Genomic DNA, 22,992 nt, shown 5'->3' with positions numbered 1-22,992 from the left:
AGGTATGCGCGATTTCGGAATATTGGAAATATATCCCTGATTTGCCCGACGGGTCAAGTTGCCTTGTCGAGCGCCGGCATCCGCCGGCTCCTTTGCATGGGGTTGTTTTCGATACTTTGGTGGAGCCGCAGCCGCCGGGCGCGATGGTGCCACTCTCGAAGGCGCACAGGCGCAGGAGGTGGCTGCGATCAGAAAGCGAAAGCGCCCCTGGACCGGGTCCAGGGGCGCTTTGCGTTGAGAGTGCGTTCGCTGCGTTACTCGGCGACCGTCTGCACGACGTTGCCGATCGGCCGGCCCGTTGCGATCGGCTTCTCGGTCTTCGCCATCATCGCGTCGTATTCCGGCAGCGTCTCGAGCTGGGTCTTGGCCTTCATCCAGACCACCTTGTAGCCGCCGGCCTTGAGCTTGCGGAGCAGCGTCGGCAGCGCCTGCGCGGTGTGCTTCTGCAGGTCGTGCATCAGGATGATGCCCTTGTGCTCCTTGTCGAGCTTGGTCATCACGTTGTTGATCACCTCGTCCGCGCTCTTGGACTTGAAGTCGTTGGAGTCGACGTCGACCGAGAACATCGCGATGTTGCGGGTGCCGAGATAGGCGGTTGTCGCCGGGGTGTGCGCCAGCGCCGGGAAGCGGAAGAACGGTGCCGGGTTCGCACCCAGCGCCAGCTTCACCGCGCTAAAGCCCTTCTCGATCTCGTCCTTGGCCTGCTGCTCGGTCAGCTTCTTGCTGGCGAGATGCGCATGCGACCAGGTATGGGCGCCGATGGTGTGGCCGGCGGCGGCGACCTGGCGCAGGATGTCCGGGTGATAGGTGGTGTGCAGGCCGATCGGGAAGAACACCGCCTTGGTGCATTCATCGGCCAGCGCCTTGAGCACGGCCGGCGTGGTCGGCCACGGACCGTCGTCGAAGGTCAGCACGACCTCCTTGTCGGTCAGGAAGTCATACTGCTTGTACTGCAGGAAGCCGAAGCCCGGGCCGCCATTGGTGTCGACCACGACGGTGCGGCTGATGCCGAGCGCATCGGGATTGGCGCATTTGGGCGCGGCCGCGACAGGCGCTGGCGCCGGCGCCGGGGCAGGAGTGGCGGCCGGGGCCGCGGCCTGGGTGGCATCGGCGCGCTTCGACAGCGCGGCGGTCGTCTCGACATCGTCCCTGGCGGCCTGCTTTGCCGCCGCAGGCAGCGGATCGGCCTTGGCCGCAGCCGTGGTTTGCGGAGGAGCCGCGTCGGCACGCGGCGAGGAGGTCCAGAACCACACGCCGGCGATCACGATCGCCGTTACAACACTGGCCAGCATCAGGCCCAACGCACTACGCATCGCTACACACTCTCTCGGAACTTAAGGATACGCCACAGCCGTAACGAGCGATTAATGCCAACAAGGTCTTAACGCGATCCCAACAAGGCGCCGGAAGGACAAGAAAAAGCGGGCGTTACCATGCGTGATGACCGTCACAGTCGGTTTCAAGCTTCTTCGCGGCACGGAAACGCTATAGAACCGGCGTCGCATTCCCTGGAGCTGTTTCCGCTGCGATGAAATCGGAACGGGGCTCCGGATTTCCTATTTGACGCGTTTTCTTCACGCGACCCGGCACCCCTTCGCGCGAAAACGCTTGAGAGGCTTTGAGAGATGACCCGATTTCTGTTTGCCGTCGTTCCGCTGGTTTTGTTGACGTCGGCCGCCTCGGCGCAGCAGCAGGGGCGCGATGCCTGTTCACGCGATGCCTCGCGGTTCTGCCGCGCCCATCTCAGCGAGGGCGATCAGGTCGTATTGGCGTGCCTGAAGGAGCATCGCAGCCGCCTCAGCAAGGCCTGCCAGCAGACGCTCGCCGATCACGGGCAGTAGACCCATCAACTGTCATTCCGGGGCATCGCGGAGCGATGAACCTCAGATGCGCAACTGCGCATCGGGGAATCTCGAGCTAATAATCTCCAGATTCCGGGTTCGCGCTATTCGCGCGCCCCGGAATGACAATGGAGAGACTACGTACTACTCCCCGCTGCGGTCGCGACCACCGGGATCACCTCCTTGGCGGCGCGGTCCGGGGTCTCGTCCTTCCAGCGCACCGATCCGAACGGACGCTCCAGCATCCGGCGCACGCGGATCGGCTCGGCGCCGATGTGGAAGTCGGCCGCCTTCTGATGCAGTTCGCGCTCGATCTGCGTGGCGCGGTTGCGCTGGCGCAGGAAATCGAGCCAGGTCGGACAATGGTAGCGCTCGGTCCACAATTCGGGATCAGCGATGTCGCGGGCGATCGACCAGCCATAGGCGCCGTTGCGCTGGCGGCTGAGCTGCACGTCCTGCATCACATTGTGGAAGGCGCGGGCATTGTCCTGCGCCACCCGGTACTCGATCTCGACCACCAGCGGCCCGCTGCGCCCGCTCAGCTGCAGCCGCACCTCGGGATCGGCCAGCGTATCGGTCGCGTCCTCGTTGCGCGCGCCGATCGGCGGCATCCTGAGCCAGATGCCGAGCAGCGGCGACAGCAGCATCAGACCGGCGGAGATCAACAGCGCCATCTCGACGCCGCCCACATCCGTGATGCGGCCCCAGCACCAGCTTCCGATTGCGATGCCGCCGGCGATCGCGGCCTGGAAGGCCGCAAGCGAACGTCCCGCGACCCAGCGCGGTGCGGAGAGCTGCACGCCGATATTGAACAGCGCGATCGCCAGCATCCACACCGCTCCGGCAACCACCAGCGCGGCGGCGGTGATCACCGGCTGCTTGCTCACGGCAACCGCGGCGATCGCCGCGCCCATCGTCAACGCACAGACCCGTATGGCGGCTTCGCCGCTGAGCCGGCTACGAATCTCGCTGATATTGAGCGCGCCGATCACCGCGCCCATGCCGAAGGCGCCGAGCATGATGCCGTAGGTCTGCGCGCCGCCATGCAACAGGTCGCGCGCCACCAGCGGCATCAGCGCCGAGACCGAGCCGCCGATGATGCCGGTCACCATGGTGCGGGTCAGCACGATCTTGATCGACGGCGAATTGGTGATGTAGCGCACGCCGGAGACGATGGCGCGGTTCAGCCGCTCGCGCGGCAGCCGCGACGGCTCGCTGACGCGATTCCACAGGAACAGCACGACGAGCAGCGGCAGATACAGCACGGCATTGGCGGCGAAGGCCGCGACGGCGCCCGCGGACGCCACCACGATGCCGCCGATCGCCGGACCGAAGCTGCCGCGCGATGTTGTAGCTGATGCCGTTCAGCGCGACCGCGGCGGGCAGCGTCTCCGGCGGCACCTGCTCGCTGACCGACGATTGCCAGGCCGGGCCGAACAGCGCCATGCCGCTGCCGACGACGAAGCACAGCGCGAGCAGGATGTTCGGCGTTACCAGATTGAGCCAGGCCAGCACGGTCAGGATGGTGGCGCCGGTCAGCGCGATCGCCAGCGACACCAGCGCGACGATGCGGCGGTCGTGCATGTCGGCGATGGCCCCGGCCGGCATCGAGATCAGCATTACCGGCAGCATCAAGGCGGTCTGCACCAGCGCGACCTTGTCGGCCTCCGCGGTCATCTGCGTCATCGCCCAGGCGGCGCCGACGCCCTGGATCAGGATGCCTAGATTGGAGAGCAGGCTCGCGAGCCAGATTCGCCTGAAGATTGAATGCCGCAACGGTGCAGTGATACTGTCGGAGCGATCGCGCGGTTCGGTCATATCCAGTTCCGGTTGGCCTGCTATGGCTTGTTGGACGATTCCGGCTGCACCAACTGATGCCCGCGAAACGCGTGTTCTGTCCAGCGATTACGGCATCCTTGGCGGGGATGGGACACAGCTAAAGCACTGAAAGAGCTGAGGAAGGCTTGGGGAGGGGGCAATGGCGCTGTCGCGGCGGAGAATATTGCAAGGGGCCGGCGCCCTGTCCCTGCTGGCCGACCGCCTCGGCGCCCCGGCCTTGGCTCAACCGGTCTTGGCTCAGTCGGCCTTCGCTCAGTCGGCCTTGGCTCAGCCGGCGCCCGCCGGTGACACCCCGCCGATCCTGTTCGTGCACGGCAATGGCGATCACGCCCCGCTCTGGATGACGACGCTGTGGCGGATGGAATGCAACGGGGTGCCGCGCGAGCGCATGGCCGCGATCAATTTCACCGATCCGCTGGCACGCACCGACGACAAGATCGAGCAGGCGAGCCGCTCCTCGACCGAGGACCAGCGCCGCGAGCTCGCCGAGGCGATCAGGGAGCTGAAGCAGAAGACCGGTGCGCCGCGGGTCGCACTGGTCGGCAGTTCGCGCGGCGGCAATGCGATCCGCAATTACATCAAGAATGGCGGCGGCGACATCAGCCACGCAGTGCTGTGCGGCACGCCCAATCACGGTGTGTACGCGTGGGACGACGGGCTCGGCAACGAATTCAACGGGCGTGGTCCGTTCCTGCGCGGACTGAACGATGGCGACAGCGAAGTGACTGTTGGCACCCTGTTCCTGACGCTGCGCAGCGATGGGCTGGACAAATATGCGCAAGCCGACGGCCGCTTCGTCGGCAAGCCGGGCACGCCGACCAACGTCACGACGGAAGGCCCGGCGCTGAAAGGTGCGACCAATCTGGTGCTCGGCGCGGTCGATCATCGCGAGACCGCCTTTCATCCGCGGGCCTTTCGCGAGATCTACAAATTCATCGCAAGGCACGAGCCGTCGCGGATCGAGATCGTGCCGGAGACGGCGGTGAGGCTGAGCGGCCTCGTCACAGGCACGCCCGGCGGCGTGCCGACCAACCGGCCGGTGCCGGGGGCCACGGTCGACATCTATCGTGTCGCGGCGGAGACCGGCGAGCGCATCGGCGGCCCGCTGCACAGCTCGCAGACCGGCGCCGACGGTCGCTGGGGTCCGGCGCAGGTCGATCCGTCGTGGCCGCTCGAATTCGCGCTGACGTCACCCGGTACGGCGACGACGCACATCTATCGCTCGCCGTTTGTGCGCTCGTCCGAGATCGTGCATCTGCGCGCGGCGCGGCCGCTGGGACCGGCCGATGCCGGCGCAGGCGCGGTTGTGCTGATGTCGCGGCCGCGCGGCTATTTCGGCCTGCCGCGCGACATCGTGCTGTTCGACGGCAAGGAGCCGGCCGATGTAAAGCCCGGTGTGCCGACCGATTCGGTGACGACGCTGCGGCTCGCCGCGGACGATGTCGGCCGTCCGGTCGCCGCGATCTTCAACGGGGAACGCATTATGATGCGGGCCTGGCCGGCATCGGAAAATCGGATTGCGGTCGCCGAGCTGACTTATTAGGTCTTGTGCAGGGTCCGCGCGCCTTCTTGGCGCCGAGATCGCATGGCCGGATCGGCCGTCGCGTGAGGCAGGAAGCGAGGACCATGAGCATAGCCGAGGTCTACGATATCACGGTCGCGCGGCGGCCCCTGGTCCCGCCGGCCCCGCCGCGCGCGCCGGACGACATGGGCGCGTTCCAGCGCATGCGGGTGATGCGCAACTCGCCGATCGAGACCTGGGGCCAGCGTGCCTATGAGGACGACATCGTCCAGGGCCGTTTTCTCGGCCACTCGAGCTTCATCCTCAACACGCCGGATGCGATCCGCCATGTGCTGGTCGACAATTACGAGAACTACACCCGCACGCCGGCCGGCCTTCGCGTGCTGCGTCCGATGCTCGGCGAGGGGCTATTGATCGCCGAAGGGCGGGCGTGGAAACACCAGCGCCGCACGCTGGCGCCGGCGTTCACGCCGCGCGCGGTGACGACGCTGGTGCCTTATATGATTGCGGCGGTCGACGAGACCATCGCCAAGCTGAGCTCCGCCAGCGGCGGCCCGGTCGATCTGCGCGAGGCGATGCAGCGGATGACGCTGGAGATCGCCGGCCGCACCATGTTCTCGTTCGGCATGGATCGCCACGGCGCCGCGCTGCGCGACTTCGTGATGGAGTATGGCGACACGCTGGCGCGGCCGCACATGCTGGATCTGGTGCTGCCGTTGAATTGGCCGACGCCGCAGGATTTCCGCCGCGCCCGTTTCCGCAAGCGCTGGACCGCGTTCGTCGGCATGCTGATGGCCGAGCGACGTGCGGCCGGCAAGGATGACAACGCGCCGGCCCGCGACCTGTTCGACCTGATGGGCGCCGCGCGCGATCCTGAAACCGGCGAGGCCTTCACCGATGCCCAACTCGGCGACCAGGTCGCCACCATGATCCTGGCCGGCCACGAGACAACTGCGACCGCGCTGTTCTGGGCGCTCTATCTGCTGGCGCTCGATCCCCTGACCCAGGAACAGCTGGCAGCAGAAGTCGGGAGCGCGGCGACGTCTGGCGCGCTCGACATCGAGCGGCTGAAATTCACCCGCGCGGTGATCGACGAAACCATGCGGCTTTATCCGCCGGCGTTCCTGATCGCGCGTGCGGCAGGCGGTCCCGATACCATCGCGGGCCGTCCGGTCAGGAAGGGTGACGTAATCCTGATCGCGCCGTGGCTGTTGCACCGGCATGAGAAGCTGTGGCGCGATCCGAACGCGTTCGTGCCGTCGCGTTTCATGACGGGAACGCCGCCCGATCGGTTTGCCTATCTGCCGTTCGGCGTCGGCGCGCGGGTCTGCATCGGCGCGCATTTTGCGCTGGTCGAGGCGACGCTCGCGCTTGCGAAGATCATCGGCGCATTCCGCGTCGCGCTGGCGGACAAGGATCCGGTGTTGCCGATCGGCGTGGTGACGACACAGCCGAACCGCTCGCCGGTGTTTACGATCAAGCCGCGCTGATCTTGCGCGGCGGTGTCCCAATGCTCATCTAGGGGCTCACCATGAGCGATACGCAGGCCCATTTCGCAGTCCTCAGGCAGACGACCGATCCGGCCGTCGTCGATGCCATGCAGCAGCTGATCGCGGACGGTCATGACCGGGATCTCAATCGCATCAATCTGCTGGATTTCTCGAACCGCACCGGGCTCGACCAGGAGAAGGTAATCTCCGGCTTCCTGCATGCGTCGCGGCTCGGCCTGTTCGACATGAGCTGGAATGTGCTGTGCCCGGGCTGCGGCGGCGTGCTCGATGCGCATTCGACGCTGAAGTCGTTGCGCCATGACGACTACAATTGTGCGCTGTGCGCGGCCGGATACGAAGCGTCCGTCGACGATCTGGTCGAGGTCGCCTTCACCGTCAGCCCGCGCGTGCGCCGCATCGGCGCGCATGATCCGAATACGCTGCCGATCTGGGAGTATGTCCGCCAGATGTTCTGGAGCTCGGGCATCGAGCTCAACGAAGACTCGCTGGAGCGCCTGCTCAAGGAGGTGACGCTGGAATCGCTGGAGTTGCCGGCCGGCGAGAAGGCGCTGCTATCGCTGCAATTGCCGAAGCAGTTCCTGATCGTGTTCGAGCCGGTGACGCACTCGGCGCATTTCTTCGACGTGCAGGGCGAGCCGACCACCGAGCGCCAACAGTTCTCGATCGTGTTCAACAAGCTGCAGGCGCCGACCGGCACCACGGTGCTGCGGCCGGGGCCGCTCCGGCTGTCGCTGGACAACCAGACCGACACCCGCGTGCTGCCCGCTGTTTGGGTAGCGGCCGATGCGCTGCATGAGCTGCTCGGCAAGCGCAAGCCGATCCTCACCGCGAAGCGGATGCTGTCGAACCAGACCTTCCGCGATGTGTTCAAGGCCGACAACCTCACGGTCGACCAGCGGCTGAAGATCACCGCGCTCACCTTCCTGTTCACCGACCTCAAAGGCTCGACTGCGCTCTATGAACGGGTCGGCGATCTCGCCGCATTCGATCTGGTGCGCGCGCATTTCCACGCGCTGCTCGAGATCATCGCTTCCGAGCACGGCGCCGTGGTGAAGACGATCGGCGATGCCGTGATGGCGACCTTCATCCGGCCAGAGCATGCATTATCGGCGGGCCTGCGCATGCGGGCGGCGATGAAGCAGCTCAACACCGCGCGCGGCAAGGAAGATCTGATCGTCAAGATCGGCATCCATGAGGGGCCGTGCCTCGCGGTGACGCTCAACGAGCGGCAGGATTATTTCGGCCAGACCGTGAATATCGCAGCCAGGGTGCAGAGCCTGTCGACGTCGCAGGAAATCCATTTGACCCAGCCGGTGATGGAATCGGCTGAGGTCGCGGGCATCCTCGATCGCGCCGCGATCAAGCCGATCCAGAAGGAAGCGGCACTGCGTGGCATTGCCGACAAGCTCGTGGTGTACGAGATACCGTAGTTGAGCACATCGTCATTCCGGGATGGTCCGTCAGGACCAGACCTCAGATGCGCAATTGCGCATCGGGGAATCTCGAGATTCCGGGTTCGATGCTTCGCATCGCCCCGGAATGACTCAATCCATGTTGCCGAAACGTAATGTCGCAGCGGGAACCTGCGCGGATTGCACCGGTTCTGTTTCCACGCCATATAGATTTCAACGGAGCGGGATCCGGGAAAACTTGATAGCCGGAAAGATCACGCTCAATTCAGGCAGGCTTCATTCCACAGAGAGAACGATGCTCGACGGACTTCGCCAATTCATTGCCGATATCGTTTCCCCCGACGCCCAGGCCGACCGCACCTTCGATGACGGCGACTATCGCCTGGCGGCGACCGCGCTGCTGGTGCACGTCGTCTCGCTGGACGGCGAGCCGACGCCTGCCGAGACGCGCAAGCTGCACGGCCTGATCGAGAGCCGTTTCCAGCTCGACCGCGGCGCGGCCGACAAGCTGATCGCCTCTGCCATGCGCGTCGAGGGCGAGGCCGTCGATCTCTATCACTTTACCAGCGTCATCATGCGCTCGGTGAACGAGGAGGGACGGCTGCGCATCGTCGAGATGATGTGGGAGCTGGTCTATGCCGACGGTCAGGTCAGCGAGTTCGAGGACAATGTGGTCTGGCGCGCCGCCGATCTGCTCGGCATTTCCTCGCGCGACCGCATCGATCTCAAGCATCGGGTCGCCGAGAAGCAGGCGGCGCTGCCAAAGGGCCCATGGGGCACGGCGGACGCCGCAATCTGACGCGATTGCCCGCGCCGGCGGACGCATCGTCACCGGTATCACGGATGACGAAATTTTAATGTCCGCCGCGATTGTGGGCGATCCGACTGAAAATCTGGCGTTTCATCACAAAACCAGTGCCTCGCCGCTGTCCACAAGCTTACACACGGCTTGCGTCCCACCGCATGCCTATGCTCTCGTCGGCTTGTTGGGGACCTCACTAGAATTTGCAGTAAGAGTTTGAAACGTGACCGAGCGTGTGACGCTGATAACCGGGGCATCGGCGGGCATAGGCACCGAACTGGCGCGCGTGTTTGCATCGAATGGTCACCGTGTGGCGCTGGTGGCGCGGCGCGCCGACCGCCTGAAGGCGCTCGCCGACGAGCTCGGGGCCAAGGGCGGCGCAGCGCCGATTGTGATCCCCTGTGATCTCCAGCACGCCGATGCGGGCGACCGGATCGCGCAGGCCCTGACCGACGCCGGGGTCGAGGTCGAATTTCTCGTCAATAATGCCGGCTTCGGCCTGTTCGGCCGCGCCATCGAGCGCGACCGCGCCGAGCAGCTCAACATCATCAATGTCAATATCCGCGCGCTGACCGATCTGACGCTGCGCTTTGCCGACCAGCTGATCCGCAACCGCGGCGGCATCCTCAATCTCGGCTCGATCGCCGGATTTCTGCCGGGCCCCGGCATGGCCGTGTACTACGCCAGCAAGGCCTATGTGTTGTCGTTTACCGAGGCGTTGCGCTGTGAGCTGGCGCCGCAGGGCGTGCGTGTCACCGTGTGTTGCCCGGGCCCGGTACCATCGGAGTTTCAGGATCGCGCCGGGTTTGCCCCCGGATTCGATTCCGCCATCCTCAACGTTACGCCGGAAGAGGTGGCCCGCCAGGCCTATCGCGGGTTGATGGCCAACAAGCGCGCGGTGCTGCCCGGCGCCTTCATCAAGCTGGTGCCGTTTCTGCTCCGGCTGTTTCCGCGCTCCTTCATCCTGACGGCGGTCGGCGGATTTCAGCTCCGCAAGCGCTAGCTGTCCCTGAAAAGCGTCCCACTCGTCGCCATTAAGGCTGTTTCTGGCCCGGGATTTGCTTCGCCTGGGTGTGCGCAAACTCACACGATGTTAACGACCACTTAGCTATGATCGCGCCTTACGTGCCGAAACTTTAAGCAGAGGCAATGTCGTTCCGGTCTGACCAAAGCCGTGTCGTGGTGCCCTTCGCCAGCCGAAGGCCGACCGCGGTCACGGCTGAGATCTCGGACCAGACCCCGCTGCGGCCGGTGCTGATCGTGCTGCATCAGGAGACATCGACTCCCGGCCGGATCGGCAACGCCCTGCGCGCGCTGGGTTACCGCCTCGACATCCGCCGCCCGCGCTTCGGCGACGCGCTGCCCGAAACGCTCGACGCGCATGCCGGCGCGGTGATCTTCGGCGGTCCGATGAGCGCCAATGATGGCGACGACTATGTGCGGCGCGAGATCGACTGGATCGCCGTTCCGCTGCGCGAGCAGCGTCCGTTTCTGGGCATCTGCCTCGGCGCGCAGATGCTGGCGCGGCAGCTCGGCGCCGAGGTCGCGCCGCATCCGCAAGGCCGTGTCGAGGTCGGCTATTATCCGGTCAGGCCGACCGAGGCGGGCCGCGCGCTCTGCCCGGACTGGCCGGCGCGGGTCTATCACTGGCACGGCGAGGGATTTCAATTGCCCGCCGGCGCCGACCTGCTCGCGGCGGGCGATGATTTCCCGGTGCAGGCGTTCGAGTTCGACAACGCCTTCGGCCTGCAATTCCACCCCGACGTGACCTACGCGATGATGCATCGCTGGACCACGCTCGGTTGCGCGCGGATGGATTCGCCGGGCGCACAGCCGGGCCATCTGCACTTCTCCGAGCGTGCCGTCCACGATGCCGCCGAGCGCGCGTGGCTGAAGCATTTCATCGACGGCTGGATCGCGCGCGTGCCGCAGCGGCAGCTGCTGCAGGCCGCGGAATAGCCGCCACGCGGAATTTCGCGCCGGCTTTTCGTTCTGGTGAATGTGCTACTGTCGGCCGCCGCGCGCAGGCCGCATCGCCGCGCGTATCAATAACAACAAGGCACAGGGAGATCGCCGTGAGCTACGAGCACATCCTCTATGAGGTCAGCGACAGGATCGCGACCATCACGCTCAACCGCCCCGATCGCATGAATGCGTGGACCGCGATCATGGAGCGCGACGTGCGCCACGCGATGGAGGCGGCGGCCAACGACGACAACGTTCGCGTCATCGTGCTGACCGGCGCGGGCCGCGGCTTCTGCGCCGGCGCCGACATGGACGCGCTGAAGGGAATCGATCCCAACGAGGTCAGGCGCGGCGAGAATATCCCGTTCGACATGAACCGGCGCGCCGACTGGCAGACGCGCTACGCCTACTACCCCGCGATCAGGAAGCCGATCATCGCGATGCTCAACGGCGCCACCGCCGGCATCGGCCTGGTTCACGCGCTCTATTGCGATTTGCGCTTCGCCGCCGACACCGCGGTGTTCACCACCGCCTTCGCGCGGCGCGGCCTGATCGCCGAACACGGCATCAGCTGGATGCTGCCGCGTATCGTCGGCCACGCCAATGCGCTCGATCTGTTGATGTCGGCGCGGCGGGTGTCGGCCGAGGAGGCGCTGCGCATCGGCCTCGTCAACCGGCTCTCTTCGCCGGAGAAGCTGCGCGAGGAGACCTATGCCTATGCCCGCGACCTCGCCGATTTCGTCTCGCCGAGCGCGATCGCTGTGATCAAGCGCCAGATCTACGACGTGCCGTTCCAGACGCTCGCCGAAGCCACCATCGATGCCAACCGCGAGATGCAGATCGCGCTGAAGGGCAATGATTTCAGGGAAGGCGTCGCGAGCTTTGTGGAGAAGCGGCCGCCAAGGTTTACGGGGACGTGAGGGGGCTAACGGACAAAGTCCGTCTTCGCCCTTTGGGCTTCGCCGGACACCACGCTTCGCCCTCCAGGCTCCTGCGCGGCTGCGCCACGCGTAGCCCGAAGGGCGAAGCGTGGTGGAGCCAGGCGGGATCGAACCGCCGACCTCGTCATTGCGAACGACGCGCTCTCCCAGCTGAGCTATGGCCCCATCGCGGCCGGGTGTTGCTGAGTATCCCGGCCGTCAGTCGGGCGCCATTTACAGTCCCGCCCAAGGTCAAGTCAAGAACGGTGAAAGCGCGGTTTTCGGCCCGTCCCGCCGGGAACTTCCCTTGTTTGCGGGGGGATGAACCGATATCTAGGGCGTGATCCCGACCCGGCGGACCGCGCGAGCGCCCAGCGCATAGCGGTTTTCCGAAACGATCCCGCTCAAACAAGAAGCGCGATGGCGGCTCAGTCCGGTCTCGTTGCGCCTCAATCGGTTGTCTTACCCGCGAGCCCCCCTCATATGCGCGCTGTTCTCGACATCGTCATCATCATCCTCGACCTCTATGTCTGGCTGCTGATCGCCTCCGCCATCCTGTCCTGGCTGGTCGCCTTCAATGTGGTCAACACGCGCAACCAGTTCGTTTCCGCGGTGGCCGAGTTCCTCTACCGGATCACCGAGCCGGTGCTGCGGCCGATCCGCAACGTGATGCCGAATCTGGGCGGGCTCGATATCTCGCCGATCATCGTGATCCTGATCATCATGTTCATCCAGCGGGTGATCGCCTATTACATCTATCCCAACGTGATCTGACCCTTTCTCGACGGGGCCTTGATGGATCCGTGGCGCTATTCCACCGAGGGCATCAGCATCGCGCTGCGCGTGACGCCGCGCGGCGGCCGCGACGACATCGACGGGATCGAGACGCTGGCCAACGGCCGTTCGGTGGTGAAGGTGCGGGTGCGCGCCATCGCTGAGGGCGGCGAGGCCAACCGTGCGGTGACTGAGCTGCTGGCCAAGGCGCTTGGCGTGCCGAAAGCCAGGGTGAAGCTGTTGTCCGGCGCCACCTCGCGGCTCAAGCAGGTCGCGGTGGACGGCGATCCGAAAGGGCTCGGCGATACATTGAGGAAGCTGACGGCGGCCAAGCCGAACCAGCAGACAAGGGACTGACATGACTGCCCGCATCATCGACGGAAAAGCCATCGCCGCCGAGCTTCGCGCCCGCGTCGCCGACGAGGTCGCCCGCGTCAAGCGCGACCACCAGCTCACGCCGGGGCTCGCCGTCGTGCTGGTCGGCCATGATCCCGCGAGCGAGGTCTATGTCCGCAGCAAGCACACCCAGACCCAGGCCGCCGGCATGGCCTCGTTCGAGCACAAGCTGCCGGAGGATGTGTCGCAGGCCGATCTGCTGGCGCTGATCGCGCGGCTCAACCGCGATCGCATGGTGCATGGCATCCTGGTGCAGCTGCCGCTGCCGAAGTCGCTGCAGACCGAGACCGTCATCAACGCGATCGATCCGGCCAAGGACGTCGATGGCCTGCACCCCGACAATGCCGGCCGGCTCGCCGGGGGCCTGGCGGCACTGTCGCCCTGCACGCCGCTCGGCTGCATCATCCTGACCAAGAGCGTGCACGCCTCGCTCGAAGGCATGAACGCGATCGTGATCGGCCGCTCCAATCTGGTCGGCCGTCCGCTGGTGCAATTGCTGCTGAACGAGAATGCGACGGTGACGATCGCGCATTCGCGCTCGCGCGATCTGCCAAAGCTCTGCGCCCAGGCCGATCTGGTCTATGCCGCGGTCGGCCGGCCCGAGATGGTGCGGGGGGACTGGCTGAAGCCGGGCGCGACGGTGATCGATGTCGGCATCAACCGCATTCCGGTGCCCGGCGGCAAGCCGAAGCTGGTCGGCGATGTCGCGTTCCAGGAAGCGCTCAATGTCGCCGGCGCAATCACGCCGGTGCCCGGCGGCGTCGGGCAGATGACGGTGGCGTGCCTCCTGGTCAACACGCTGCGCGCCGCCTGCGCGATTGCCGGCCTGCCGGCGCCGGCGGTGTGAAATGCTCCCTCGCCCCGCTCTTGCGGGGAGAGGGTTGGGGTGAGGGGCCCCTCTCCGAGGTGGGATTGTCGAAAGACCTGTACCCCCTCACCCGGATCGCATTCCGCTCCGCTACATGCGATCCGACCTCTCCCCGCAAGCGGGGCGAGGTTAGTCACTTCTTCTTCGCGCGCTCGATGCCTTCGAGGATCAGCCTGCGGGCTTCGTCGGCGTCGCCCCAGCGCAGCACCTTCACCCACTTGCCTTTCTCGAGGTCCTTGTAGTGCTCGAAGAAGTGCTGGATCTGCTGCAGCGTGATGTCGGGCAGGTCGCTGTAGTTCTGCACCTTGTCGTAGCGCTGGGTCAGCTTCGACGACGGCACCGCGATGATCTTCTCGTCGCCGCCGGCCTCGTCCTCCATCAGGAGCACGCCGACCACCCGGACGCTCATCACCGCGCCCGGCACGATCGCGCGGGTGTTGACGATCAGCACGTCGCAGGGATCGCCGTCGCCGGACAGCGTGTGCGGGATGAAGCCGTAATTGCCGGGATAGCGCATCGGCGTGTAGAGGAAGCGGTCCACCACGAGCGTGCCGGCTTCCTTGTCCATTTCGTACTTGATTGGCTCGCCGCCGACGGCAACCTCGATGATGACGTTGACGTCGTGGGGCGGATTTTTTCCGATCGATATGGCGTCGATACGCATGGATTGCTCCGCGTGGCCTCTGGAAGTTGAGAACGATGTGATTTTTTGGTTGGCGCCGCCGGGCCGCGAAACGGCTCCCGGCCCGGCCTTGGGGCCGGGCTGGCCGACGCGCGCAGCGCTTGAGGCTGGTTTAGCCTTGCTGCAGCTGCGAGAGAAGCAGGATTTTCAGTTGGCCCAGGCGAAAGCGACCTTGTCGAGCGACTTGGGCCCGAACCGCTCCGAGGAGCGCGCCACCATCCGGCCGCCCAGCGCACGGTAAAACTCGGTTGCCGGCTCGTTGTCGGAGAGCGCCCAGATCACCATGCTCTTGAGGCCGCTCTGCATCAGGTCGCGGCGAGCGGAGGCGAACAGGCGCCGGCCGAAGCCAAGCCCCTGGAATTCCGGCCGCAGATAGAGCTCGTAGATCTCGCCTTCGAAATGCAGGCTGCGGGCGCGGTTGCGGCCGTAATTGGCGTAGCCTGCGACCCGGTCGCCGAACACCAGCACGCTGACGCGGCTGCCCTTGCGGATGGCGCTGTCCCACCACTGCGGGCCGCGGCGATTGATCAGCTTTTCGAGTTCGGCGCCGGGGATGATTCCCTGATACGCCGAGCGCCAGGCTTCGTCATGGGTAGACGCCACCGCCGCCGCGTCTGCAGCTTTGGCCGGCCGGACCTCGATTAGCGTTGTGCTCATGCCTGTAATCAAAGCAAGTCGGCGGGCCGCCTTCAAGGTCCATCGTTAATTATCGGTTAATCTGTGGATTTTTTGCATCAGTGTCGTGAGAACTTGTTCCGAAAGAGGACACTTGCCGGAGTTCAAGCGGCCAACCGCCGATCCGGAGCTGTGCAAAGCGTGTATCGCGAGCGCAATATGACACTGCCATAGTTGGAAAAAGCTCATTCGGGGGCTGATTCGCGGCCAGGATTCTGCGGGCGAATCCAGACGCGATGTGGGTACTCCGACCGCGCCACGCCTGCGCCGCCGCAGTGGATTTTCGCGCCCGACCGGCCTATGGCAGCGGCGGTATTTGTGCGCGCCGAAGTTGGCCTGATTACGAGCGGACTGCGATGACGCTCTACTTCCTGATCAAATATCTGCACGTGCTCGGGGCCATCGTGATCCTGGGCACCGGGACCGGCATCGCCTTCTTCATGCTGGCGGCGCATCGCACGCAGGATGTGGCGTTCATCGCGCGCACAGCGGCGACCGTCGTGATCGCGGACATGATCTTCACGCTGAGTGCCGTGCTGCTTCAGCCGGTGAGCGGCGGACTGCTGATGCTGTTGTCGGCAACGAGCATCACCGAGCGCTGGCTGGCGGTTTCGCTTGCGCTCTACGCGCTGGCCGGCGTGTTCTGGGTTCCCGTCGTCTTCATGCAGATGGAGATGCGCAATCTCGCGCAGGCGGCCGTCGAAAAAGGTCTTCCGCTGCCGCCGCGTTATTTTGCGCTGTTTCGCCGCTGGTTCCTGTTCGGTATTCCCGGCTTCGGCTCCGTGATGATCATCCTCTGGCTGATGATCGCGAAACCATTTTAGCGCAGTGTCGTCATTCCGGGGCGATGCGAAGCATCGAACCGCAGATGCGCAATTGCGCATCGGGGAATCTCGAGATTCCGGGTTCGCTTCGCACCCCGGAATGACGCCAAATAGTCTGGGGCCTCATGAGTGACGACGCATCACACAACATCCTCGTGCTCGGCGCCTCGGGCCTGATCGGGCGCACGATCACCGACGATCTGAGGGCGCGCGGCTTTCACGTGATCGGGGTCGCGCGGCATTTCACGCCGGCGCAGAAAATCAGCGCGACCGACCTCGAGCTGCCTGTCATGTCGATGGATGCCGCGGCGCTGACGCAGCTGCTTCGCACGCATGAGGTCAACATCGTCGTGAACTGCCTCGGCGTGCTGCAGGATGGCCCGGGCAGCGACACAAGCGCGGTGCATTGCGACCTCGTCGCGCGGCTGTTGCAGGCGATCGGTGACAGCCACCGCGCCATCCGTCTCGTCCACATCTCGATTCCCGGCACGGCCGATGCGGACCGCACCGCCTTCAGCACCACCAAGCGCGCGGCCGAACGGCTGATCGTGGCGTCCGGGATTCCCCATGCAATCCTGCGTCCGGGCTTCGTGATCGCGCCGTCGGCCTATGGCGGCAGCGCCATGCTGCGCGCGCTGGCGGCGCTGCCGGTCGATCTGCCGGCCAATGAGACCGCGACGCCGTTCCAGCCGGTCGCAGTCGAGGATATCGCCGCCACCATCGCCTGGCTTGCGGCGCGCGATGTCGCCGATGAAGCGGTGCGATCGGTGACCTGGGACCTGATGCAGAAGCAGCCGATTTCGCTCGGCGGCGTCATCGCCCAGTTCCGCCGGTCGTTCGGCACGGCAAAGCATGTCCGGATCGCGACGCCGCCGTTCCTGATCGATCTCGGCGCCCGTCTAGGCGATCTCGCAAGCCGGCTCGGCTGGCTGCCGCCGCTGCGCTCCACCGCGATCGCCGAGCTGCGCCGCGGCGTCACCGGCGATCCCGCAGGCTGGATGCAAGCGACCGGCATCGTGCCGAAGACAATCGCGCAAGCGGTCGGCGGGCGCCCCGCGACCATTCAGGACAAATGGTTCGCGCGGCTGTTTTTGATCAAAGCGCTGATCTTCGTAAGCCTCGTGCTGTTCTGGGTCGCATCCGGCTTCATCGCGCTGGTGATCTCCTATGACGCCGCGGCAGGCATTTTGCGTGCGCACCATTTCCCGCCGGCTTTGGTCGGGCCGGTGACGGTGTTGACCAGCCTGATGGACATGAGCATTGGGGTGCTGATCGCGATCCGCCGCACCGCGGCGTTCGGTCTGATCGCAGGCATCATCGCCTCGCTCGGCTACATGGCGGGATCGGCGATCCTGACGCCGGATCTCTGGATCGAGCCGCTCGGCGCGCTGGTGAAGACGGGACCTGCGATCGTGCTGATGCTGGTCGCGCTGTTGATCCTGGATAACCGGTAGCGTTTTCGAGCGAAGTGGGAACCGGTTCGCGTGAAGAAAACGCGTTGAGGGAATCGAGATGAGCACTTGGCCCGACGACGACGTGATCCTCTATGACGGCGTCTGCATCTTCTGCTCGCGCTGGGTCCGCTTCGTCATCGCCCGCGACACGGCACGCCGCTTTCGCTTCACGCCGATCCAGTCCGGCTACGGCACGCGGCTGGCGAAGACCTTCGGCATCGATCCTGACGACCCCGACACCAACGCCGTCGTCCATGGCGGCGTCGCCTACATGAAATCCGACGCGGCGCTGACGGTGCTGAGCCATCTGCCCGGCTGGGGCTGGACCCGCACGCTGTTCGCGGTCCCCAAGCCGCTGCGCGACGCCGTCTACAGCCTCATCGCCCGCCACCGGTACAAGATCTTCGGGAAATACGAGACGTGCTTCGTGCCCGACGCGGATATGCGGGCGAGAGTGCTGGAGTAGAGGCCGAAGGTCGGAGACTATTCAAATAGTAAGAGCTACTTTAGATTGAATGGCGTTGAGATAGTTGTGCGCGAAGGTTTCTTTTATGACCAAGGCAGTTTTTACTTCAAAAGTTACACCGAGCTACAAGGATCTGCCCGAAGAGAGGTATCACTTTCCGCGCACATACCTAAATTATGTCCAGCAGACCGTCGGCGACTACATCGTCTACTACGAACCACGAAGATCGAGCTCTGACCTTTCAAGTAGGGGAGGTCGTCAATCTTATTTCGGTGTCGCTCGCGTTAGTTCAGTGATTGAAGACGTCGAATTACCAGACCATTACTTTGCAATTATCGATGGCGCGACGTATCTGGATTTCGACACGGTCGTCCCGTTTCAGGAGCAGGGCGAATACTACGAGAGTGCACTCGAGAAGGATGATGGCAGCACCAACAAGGAGCGTTTGGTCGAGCTGTACGGCTCATCCCCGATAATGAGTTCGACCGGATCTTGCGAGCTGGGTTTGCGCCAATTCTTGGCGAGGTGCCTTCGCCGGAGGCGCCGTCGCCACTTGGATATTCTGAACCGCCGACACCGTTCGAACGACCAGTTGTCGAAATGGTTGTTTCCCGGCCGTTTCGAGAAAAATCATTTATGCACAGTGTACGAGCGGCCTATTCCAATAGATGTGCCATTACAGGTTTGCGGTTGATCAACGGCGGGGGCCGGCCCGAAGTGCAGGCCGCACACATTCAGCCAGTGGCGTCAAACGGACCTGACTCAGTTCGAAACGGGCTGGCGTTGTCCGGAACAGTGCACTGGATGTTTGATCGAGGACTGATCTCGATTGGCGACGATTACAAGATACTAGTTTCCAAGAATCACGTTCCCGAAGATGCCGTTAGGCTTCTCAATCAAAGCGGATTGATCAATCTTCCGAAAGATCAGACCCTTTATCCAAACCCGCACTATCTGAAATTCCACAGAGACGTTGTTTTCAAGAAGTGAGACGGCCTCACTGCCGGGCAACTATTCTGGTCGGTTGGTCGCCACCACTTCCCTCGCCGCTCGCTCCCCCGAATCCCGCGCGCCGTGCGCGGTCGAGAAAAACTCCGGCGAAGTCGCTTCGCCGGCGAAGAACAGCCGGCCGTCGACCGGCGCGGCCAGTACGGCGCGCTTGTCCGCGTGGCCGGGCAGTGCGTGCGAATAGGAGCCGCGGGCGAACGGGTCGTGGGCCCAGCGGGATTCGCTGAGCGGCTTCAGCTTGCGGCGGAAATCATTGCCGAGGAAGGAGACGATCTCGTCGATGCTGTGCGCGGCGATGGCGCCGTCGCCGGCATCTTCAAGCTGTTGCGCAAAACGGCCACCGAAGAAACCTTCGATGCAGGGCTGGCCGAACGGGCGGATGTGATAGGTGCCCATCTCGGTGCGCATGGTGGCGCCGCGCAGATTGCCTTCCTTCGGCAGCGCCTCGGGCTCGGCGAGCGCCAGCGTCACCTTGTCGGCGAGGCCGAGCGGCAGGCCGCGCGCGGCGTCGAGCTTGTCCGGCAGCGCAGGCGAAAAGCGGATCGCCTCGTCGGCGATCAGGTTGGTCGGCACGGTGACGATCACCTTGTCCGCCTCAAGCGCGCCGCGCGAGGTCTCGATGCGGATCCGCTTGCCGGAGTGATCGATCAGGCTGACCTCGCAGTTCAGCGCCACCGGCACCTGCGCGCCATAGGCCGCGACCAGCGCGCCATAGCCGCGCCGCACCCGCCAATTGATGTCGGTGTCCTCATAGGCGTCGACGTCGAGGATCGAGACCTGGTCGAGCTCGCAACCGTTCACATAAGTGGAGATCGCATCGATCATCGGGTTCCAGCGGTTGCCGGGCTCGAGGTACAGGCTGGCCGGGCAGTCCTTGCCGTGCCGCGCCGCCTGCTCGATGCGGTCGTAGAATTGGTCGAGTGCGTGCGTGAAGTCGTCGCGAGCGGCCTGCGGGAACGCCTCGCCATAGGCGCGCTCGCGCCACGGCGGCAAGTCCTTGTTGAGCTCGAAGTTGAGTTGCCGGGCGATGCCGACAAAGCTGTTCCGGTCGGCCGAGTGCAGCCAGCCGCAGCCGACGTCGAACACCACGTCAGGCGCGGCCTGAATCGTATGCGCGCGGCCGCCGAGGCGGTCGCGGGCTTCCAGCACGATCGTGGAGAGGCCGGAGTCCTTCAGCGCATTCGCGGCACCGAGGCCGGCGGCGCCGGCGCCGATGATGGCAACATCGACCGTGGAGGGAGGGGAAGTCATGTCCCGGCTCTAGCACGTCCGCCGCCGGGCCTGAAGCCGCCACATGCATGACTGTCATCACCCGCGCAGGCGAAGGCGGGTGATCCAGTATTCCAGAGACAGTAGCGATTGAACTGATGGGCCGCGGCGTACTGGATGCCCCGGTCGAACCGGGGCATGACAGCTTACGCCACCGCTTCCTTGGCCTTTTCGGCGCGCTTGCGGTCGTTCGGGTCGAGGTGCTTCTTGCGCAGTCGGATCGACTTCGGCGTCACCTCGACGAGCTCGTCGTCCTCGATATAGGCGAGCGCCTTTTCCAGCGTCATCCGGATCGGCGGCGTCAGGCGCACCGCCTCGTCCTTCGAGGTGGTGCGGATGTTGGTGAGCTGCTTGCCCTTCAGCACGTTGATCTCGAGGTCGTTGTCGCGGGTGTGCTCGCCGACGATCATGCCCTTGTAGACCTTCCAGCCCGGCTCGATCATCATCGGGCCGCGGTCTTCCAGCTTGAACATCGCATAGGCCACCGCTTCGCCCTGGTCGTTGGAGATCAGGACGCCGTTGCGGCGGCCCTGGATCTCGCCCTTGTAAGCGGCATAGCCGTGGAAGATGCGGTTCATGATCGCGGTGCCGCGGGTGTCGGTGAGCAGTTCGCCCTGGTAGCCGATCAGGCCGCGGGTCGGCGCGTAGAACACCAGCCGCAGGCGGTTGCCGCCGGAAGGGCGCATCTCGATCATCTCGGCCTTGCGCTCGCTCATCTTCTGCACGACGACGCCGGAATGCTCCTCGTCGACGTCGATCACGACTTCCTCGATCGGCTCCTGCCAGGCGCCGGTCGCCTCGTCCTTCTGCAGCACGACGCGCGGGCGCGACACCGAGAGCTCAAAGCCCTCGCGGCGCATGGTCTCGATCAGGATCGCGAGCTGCAATTCGCCGCGTCCGGAGACTTCCATGGAATCCTTGTCGGCGGCCTCGACGACGCGCAGCGCGACATTGCCCTCGGCCTCGCGCATCAGGCGGTCGCGGATCATGCGCGAGGTCACCTTGTCGCCTTCGGTGCCGGCGAGCGGCGAGTTGTTGACGATGAACGACATCGACACCGTCGGCGGATCGATCGGCTGCGCCGGCAGCGGCGTCTCGACGGTGGGATCGCAGAAGGTGTCGGCGACGGTGCCCTTGGTGAGGCCCGCGATCGCGACGATGTCGCCGGCCTCGGCCTCCTCGAGCGGGGTCCGCTCAAGGCCGCGGAAGGCGAGGATCTTGGTCAGGCGGCCGCTCTCGATCAGCTTGCCGTCGGCGGACAGCACCTTGACCTGCTGGTTCGGCTTGATCGAGCCCGAGGAGATGCGGCCGGTGATGATGCGGCCGAGATAGGGGTTGGCCTCGAGGATGGTGCCGATCATGCGGAACGGACCTTCCTCGACCTTCGGCGGCTCGACATGGCGCACGATCAGGTCGAACAGCGGCTGCATGCCGAGGTCCTTCGGACCCTCCGGGCTCTCCGCCATCCAGCCCTGCTTGGCCGACCCGTACAGAATCGGGAAGTCGAGCTGCTCTTCGGAGGCGTCGAGCGCTGCGAACAGGTCGAACACCTCGTTGATGACTTCGGTCGGGCGTGCGTCGGGACGGTCGACCTTGTTGATCACGACGATCGGCTTCAGCCCGATCTTGAGCGCCTTCGACACCACGAACTTGGTCTGCGGCAGCGGGCCCTCGGCGGCGTCGACCAGCACCAGCGCGCCGTCCACCATGTTGAGGATGCGCTCGACCTCACCGCCGAAGTCGGCATGGCCGGGGGTGTCGACGATGTTGACGCGGATGTCCTTCCACTGCACCGAGGCGGCCTTGGCCAGGATGGTGATGCCGCGCTCGCGCTCCAGGTCGTTGGAGTCCATGGCGCGCTCGGTGACCTTCTGGTTCTCGCGGAAGGTGCCGGATTGCTGCAGCAGGCGGTCGACGAGGGTGGTCTTGCCGTGGTCGACGTGGGCGATGATGGCGACGTTGCGAAGGTTCATGGCTCTTCTTCTGGTCGTGCAATGGTCAGATGCGCGATCTCGCCGGACCAGTTTGGCCGGCCGCTCGCTCGCGTGGCCCATTCGGGCCCGGATCACGCTCATACCCAAGAAATTTGACGGGGACGCATCACCCCAAAAAGGAAGCCCGGTCAGAGGACCGGGCACCTTGCGCGTTGCGGCGCAATATAGTCAGAAAACGCCAAAAAACAATGATTTATTGGCTGTTTGGAGGGCTGATTTTGGTTCCAAAGGCGGTTTTCGAGGGGCTTTCAGGTCTTACTTCCGGGTAATCGCGAACACGATCAGGCCAAGCCCGCCCAACGCCACCAACATCACGAACATGGTGATGGGGTCGCCGCCGGCGCCGGCGCCCATCTTGGCGTTGAGAATGGCGCACAGGACCCCCGGGATCAGCAGGATCACCCCTACCACCAGCATGAGGGCGGTCAGGCAGCCGTTGCGCTGCCCGGGTTCCGGAGGCCTGTATGGCCGGGGTGTGTCGGAATTGCTCACGGGATTTGCCGATCTAGCGCTCTCGCGGACGCGTCGCCAACCAGACCAGCCAGCCACCAACGAGGGCGATCGCGAGAATGACGAGCAGGATAGGGAGGTCGGCCGCTCTGAACGATATGCCGGATTTGAGGCCGGCCATCACGACGCATAAGGCGGGAAGCAACAACACGATGCCGACCAGGAGCATCAGCATCGACAGGCAGCCTTCCGCCGCCGAAGGCGGCGTTGGTGGTCGTTCCGGGGGCGTGTCGTCGGTGTCGGACATGCGTCGTCGAATG

23 protein-coding genes, 1 tRNA gene and 1 pseudogene are annotated in these 22,992 nt (G+C 64.9%); 16 read left to right on the top strand and 9 right to left on the bottom strand.

Annotated features, from left to right (window positions below; translation table 11 throughout):
• Positions 1–254 precede the first annotated feature (254 nt).
• Positions 255–1,313, bottom strand: a complete 1,059-nt coding sequence (locus ACVIHF_RS34575) for a polysaccharide deacetylase family protein (RefSeq protein WP_456793279.1) — start codon at positions 1,311–1,313, stop codon at positions 255–257.
• Between the two features lie 312 nt (positions 1,314–1,625).
• On the opposite strand from ACVIHF_RS34575, the gene ACVIHF_RS34570 reads away from it, so the two are divergent.
• On the top strand, positions 1,626–1,841 hold the full coding sequence (locus ACVIHF_RS34570; protein ID WP_016842076.1) for a cysteine rich repeat-containing protein: 216 nt from the start codon (positions 1,626–1,628) through the stop codon (positions 1,839–1,841).
• Positions 1,842–1,978: 137 nt separating this feature from the next.
• On the opposite strand, the pseudogene ACVIHF_RS34565 reads toward ACVIHF_RS34570, so the two are convergent.
• Positions 1,979–3,659, bottom strand: a pseudogene (locus tag ACVIHF_RS34565) (MFS transporter).
• A gap of 160 nt (positions 3,660–3,819) precedes the next feature.
• Here ACVIHF_RS34565 and ACVIHF_RS34560 point away from each other — a divergent pair.
• The 7 genes from ACVIHF_RS34560 (at position 3,820) to ACVIHF_RS34530 (ending at position 11,812) form a co-directional block, all read left to right on the top strand.
• Complete coding sequence (locus ACVIHF_RS34560; RefSeq protein WP_456793278.1) at positions 3,820–5,223, top strand: hydrolase; 1,404 nt, start codon at positions 3,820–3,822, stop codon at positions 5,221–5,223.
• A gap of 83 nt (positions 5,224–5,306) precedes the next feature.
• Entirely contained in the window at positions 5,307–6,692 is a 1,386-nt protein-coding gene (locus ACVIHF_RS34555) for a cytochrome P450 (protein WP_253605617.1), read from the top strand.
• A 41-nt stretch (positions 6,693–6,733) separates the two neighbouring features.
• A complete protein-coding gene (locus ACVIHF_RS34550; RefSeq protein WP_225642287.1) occupies positions 6,734–8,143 on the top strand; it encodes an adenylate/guanylate cyclase domain-containing protein in 1,410 nt (469 codons plus the stop codon).
• A 277-nt stretch (positions 8,144–8,420) separates the two neighbouring features.
• A complete protein-coding gene (locus ACVIHF_RS34545; protein ID WP_016847256.1) occupies positions 8,421–8,924 on the top strand; it encodes a tellurite resistance TerB family protein in 504 nt (167 codons plus the stop codon).
• Between the two features lie 226 nt (positions 8,925–9,150).
• On the top strand, positions 9,151–9,930 hold the full coding sequence (locus ACVIHF_RS34540) for an SDR family NAD(P)-dependent oxidoreductase (RefSeq protein ID WP_253605615.1): 780 nt from the start codon (positions 9,151–9,153) through the stop codon (positions 9,928–9,930).
• A gap of 146 nt (positions 9,931–10,076) precedes the next feature.
• Complete coding sequence (locus tag ACVIHF_RS34535) at positions 10,077–10,886, top strand: glutamine amidotransferase (RefSeq protein ID WP_456793277.1); 810 nt, start codon at positions 10,077–10,079, stop codon at positions 10,884–10,886.
• A 116-nt stretch (positions 10,887–11,002) separates the two neighbouring features.
• On the top strand, positions 11,003–11,812 hold the full coding sequence (locus tag ACVIHF_RS34530) for an enoyl-CoA hydratase (RefSeq protein WP_253605611.1): 810 nt from the start codon (positions 11,003–11,005) through the stop codon (positions 11,810–11,812).
• Between the two features lie 110 nt (positions 11,813–11,922).
• On the opposite strand, the gene ACVIHF_RS34525 is transcribed toward ACVIHF_RS34530, so the two are convergent.
• Positions 11,923–11,998: transfer RNA gene (locus tag ACVIHF_RS34525), tRNA-Ala, on the bottom strand.
• A 297-nt stretch (positions 11,999–12,295) separates the two neighbouring features.
• Here ACVIHF_RS34525 and ACVIHF_RS34520 point away from each other — a divergent pair.
• Genes ACVIHF_RS34520 through folD form a run of 3 tightly spaced genes read left to right on the top strand, consistent with a single transcriptional unit; the run spans position 12,296 to position 13,829 of the window.
• Entirely contained in the window at positions 12,296–12,586 is a 291-nt protein-coding gene (locus ACVIHF_RS34520) for a YggT family protein (protein WP_016847252.1), read from the top strand.
• Between the two features lie 21 nt (positions 12,587–12,607).
• The gene (locus tag ACVIHF_RS34515) at positions 12,608–12,943 is read left to right on the top strand and encodes a DUF167 domain-containing protein (RefSeq protein WP_016847251.1); all 336 of its coding nucleotides are present in this window, start codon (positions 12,608–12,610) and stop codon (positions 12,941–12,943) included.
• A 1-nt stretch (position 12,944) separates the two neighbouring features.
• Positions 12,945–13,829, top strand: a complete 885-nt coding sequence (gene folD, locus ACVIHF_RS34510; protein WP_253605609.1) for a bifunctional methylenetetrahydrofolate dehydrogenase/methenyltetrahydrofolate cyclohydrolase FolD — start codon at positions 12,945–12,947, stop codon at positions 13,827–13,829.
• A 154-nt stretch (positions 13,830–13,983) separates the two neighbouring features.
• Here the strand turns inward: folD and ppa are convergent, their stop codons facing one another.
• Both ppa and ACVIHF_RS34500 read right to left on the bottom strand, forming a co-directional pair.
• Positions 13,984–14,514, bottom strand: a complete 531-nt coding sequence (gene ppa / locus ACVIHF_RS34505) for an inorganic diphosphatase (protein ID WP_028337382.1) — start codon at positions 14,512–14,514, stop codon at positions 13,984–13,986.
• Between the two features lie 165 nt (positions 14,515–14,679).
• A complete protein-coding gene (locus ACVIHF_RS34500) occupies positions 14,680–15,189 on the bottom strand; it encodes a GNAT family N-acetyltransferase (protein WP_028343770.1) in 510 nt (169 codons plus the stop codon).
• A gap of 374 nt (positions 15,190–15,563) precedes the next feature.
• Here ACVIHF_RS34500 and ACVIHF_RS34495 point away from each other — a divergent pair, with 374 nt between their 5' ends.
• The 5 genes from ACVIHF_RS34495 to ACVIHF_RS34475 all read left to right on the top strand — a co-directional run bounded on the left by ACVIHF_RS34495 (position 15,564) and on the right by ACVIHF_RS34475 (position 18,941).
• Positions 15,564–16,031 carry a DUF2269 family protein gene (locus tag ACVIHF_RS34495; protein WP_253605604.1) on the top strand — a complete coding sequence of 156 codons (468 nt, stop codon included), beginning with the start codon at positions 15,564–15,566 and terminating at the stop codon, positions 16,029–16,031.
• A 125-nt stretch (positions 16,032–16,156) separates the two neighbouring features.
• On the top strand, positions 16,157–17,485 hold the full coding sequence (locus ACVIHF_RS34490; protein ID WP_253605603.1) for an SDR family oxidoreductase: 1,329 nt from the start codon (positions 16,157–16,159) through the stop codon (positions 17,483–17,485).
• Between the two features lie 58 nt (positions 17,486–17,543).
• The gene (locus ACVIHF_RS34485; protein ID WP_253605601.1) at positions 17,544–17,951 is read left to right on the top strand and encodes a thiol-disulfide oxidoreductase DCC family protein; all 408 of its coding nucleotides are present in this window, start codon (positions 17,544–17,546) and stop codon (positions 17,949–17,951) included.
• Positions 17,952–18,036: 85 nt separating this feature from the next.
• On the top strand, positions 18,037–18,645 hold the full coding sequence (locus ACVIHF_RS34480) for a hypothetical protein (protein WP_456794201.1): 609 nt from the start codon (positions 18,037–18,039) through the stop codon (positions 18,643–18,645).
• Positions 18,552–18,941: an HNH endonuclease gene (locus tag ACVIHF_RS34475; RefSeq protein ID WP_309145047.1), complete on the top strand. Its 390-nt coding sequence runs from the start codon at positions 18,552–18,554 to the stop codon at positions 18,939–18,941. Before ACVIHF_RS34480 ends, ACVIHF_RS34475 begins: the two co-directional genes overlap by 94 nt.
• 21 nt (positions 18,942–18,962) lie before the next feature.
• On the opposite strand, the gene ACVIHF_RS34470 is transcribed toward ACVIHF_RS34475, so the two are convergent.
• The 4 genes from ACVIHF_RS34470 to ACVIHF_RS34455 all read right to left on the bottom strand — a co-directional run bounded on the left by ACVIHF_RS34470 (position 18,963) and on the right by ACVIHF_RS34455 (position 22,979).
• Positions 18,963–20,210 (bottom strand): flavin monoamine oxidase family protein, encoded by a 1,248-nt coding sequence (locus ACVIHF_RS34470; RefSeq protein WP_253605599.1) that lies wholly within the window; start codon positions 20,208–20,210, stop codon positions 18,963–18,965.
• A gap of 164 nt (positions 20,211–20,374) precedes the next feature.
• A complete protein-coding gene (typA, locus tag ACVIHF_RS34465) occupies positions 20,375–22,201 on the bottom strand; it encodes a translational GTPase TypA (protein WP_016847242.1) in 1,827 nt (608 codons plus the stop codon).
• A 276-nt stretch (positions 22,202–22,477) separates the two neighbouring features.
• Positions 22,478–22,714, bottom strand: a complete 237-nt coding sequence (locus ACVIHF_RS34460; protein ID WP_310882846.1) for a hypothetical protein — start codon at positions 22,712–22,714, stop codon at positions 22,478–22,480.
• A 13-nt stretch (positions 22,715–22,727) separates the two neighbouring features.
• On the bottom strand, positions 22,728–22,979 hold the full coding sequence (locus tag ACVIHF_RS34455; RefSeq protein ID WP_253605594.1) for a hypothetical protein: 252 nt from the start codon (positions 22,977–22,979) through the stop codon (positions 22,728–22,730).
• Positions 22,980–22,992 lie beyond the last annotated feature (13 nt).

The sequence above is a fragment of the Bradyrhizobium sp. USDA 4506 genome, assembly GCF_054058795.1.
Note: the sequence above shows the minus strand (reverse complement) of the source record. Positions and strands in the feature narration are given on the sequence as shown.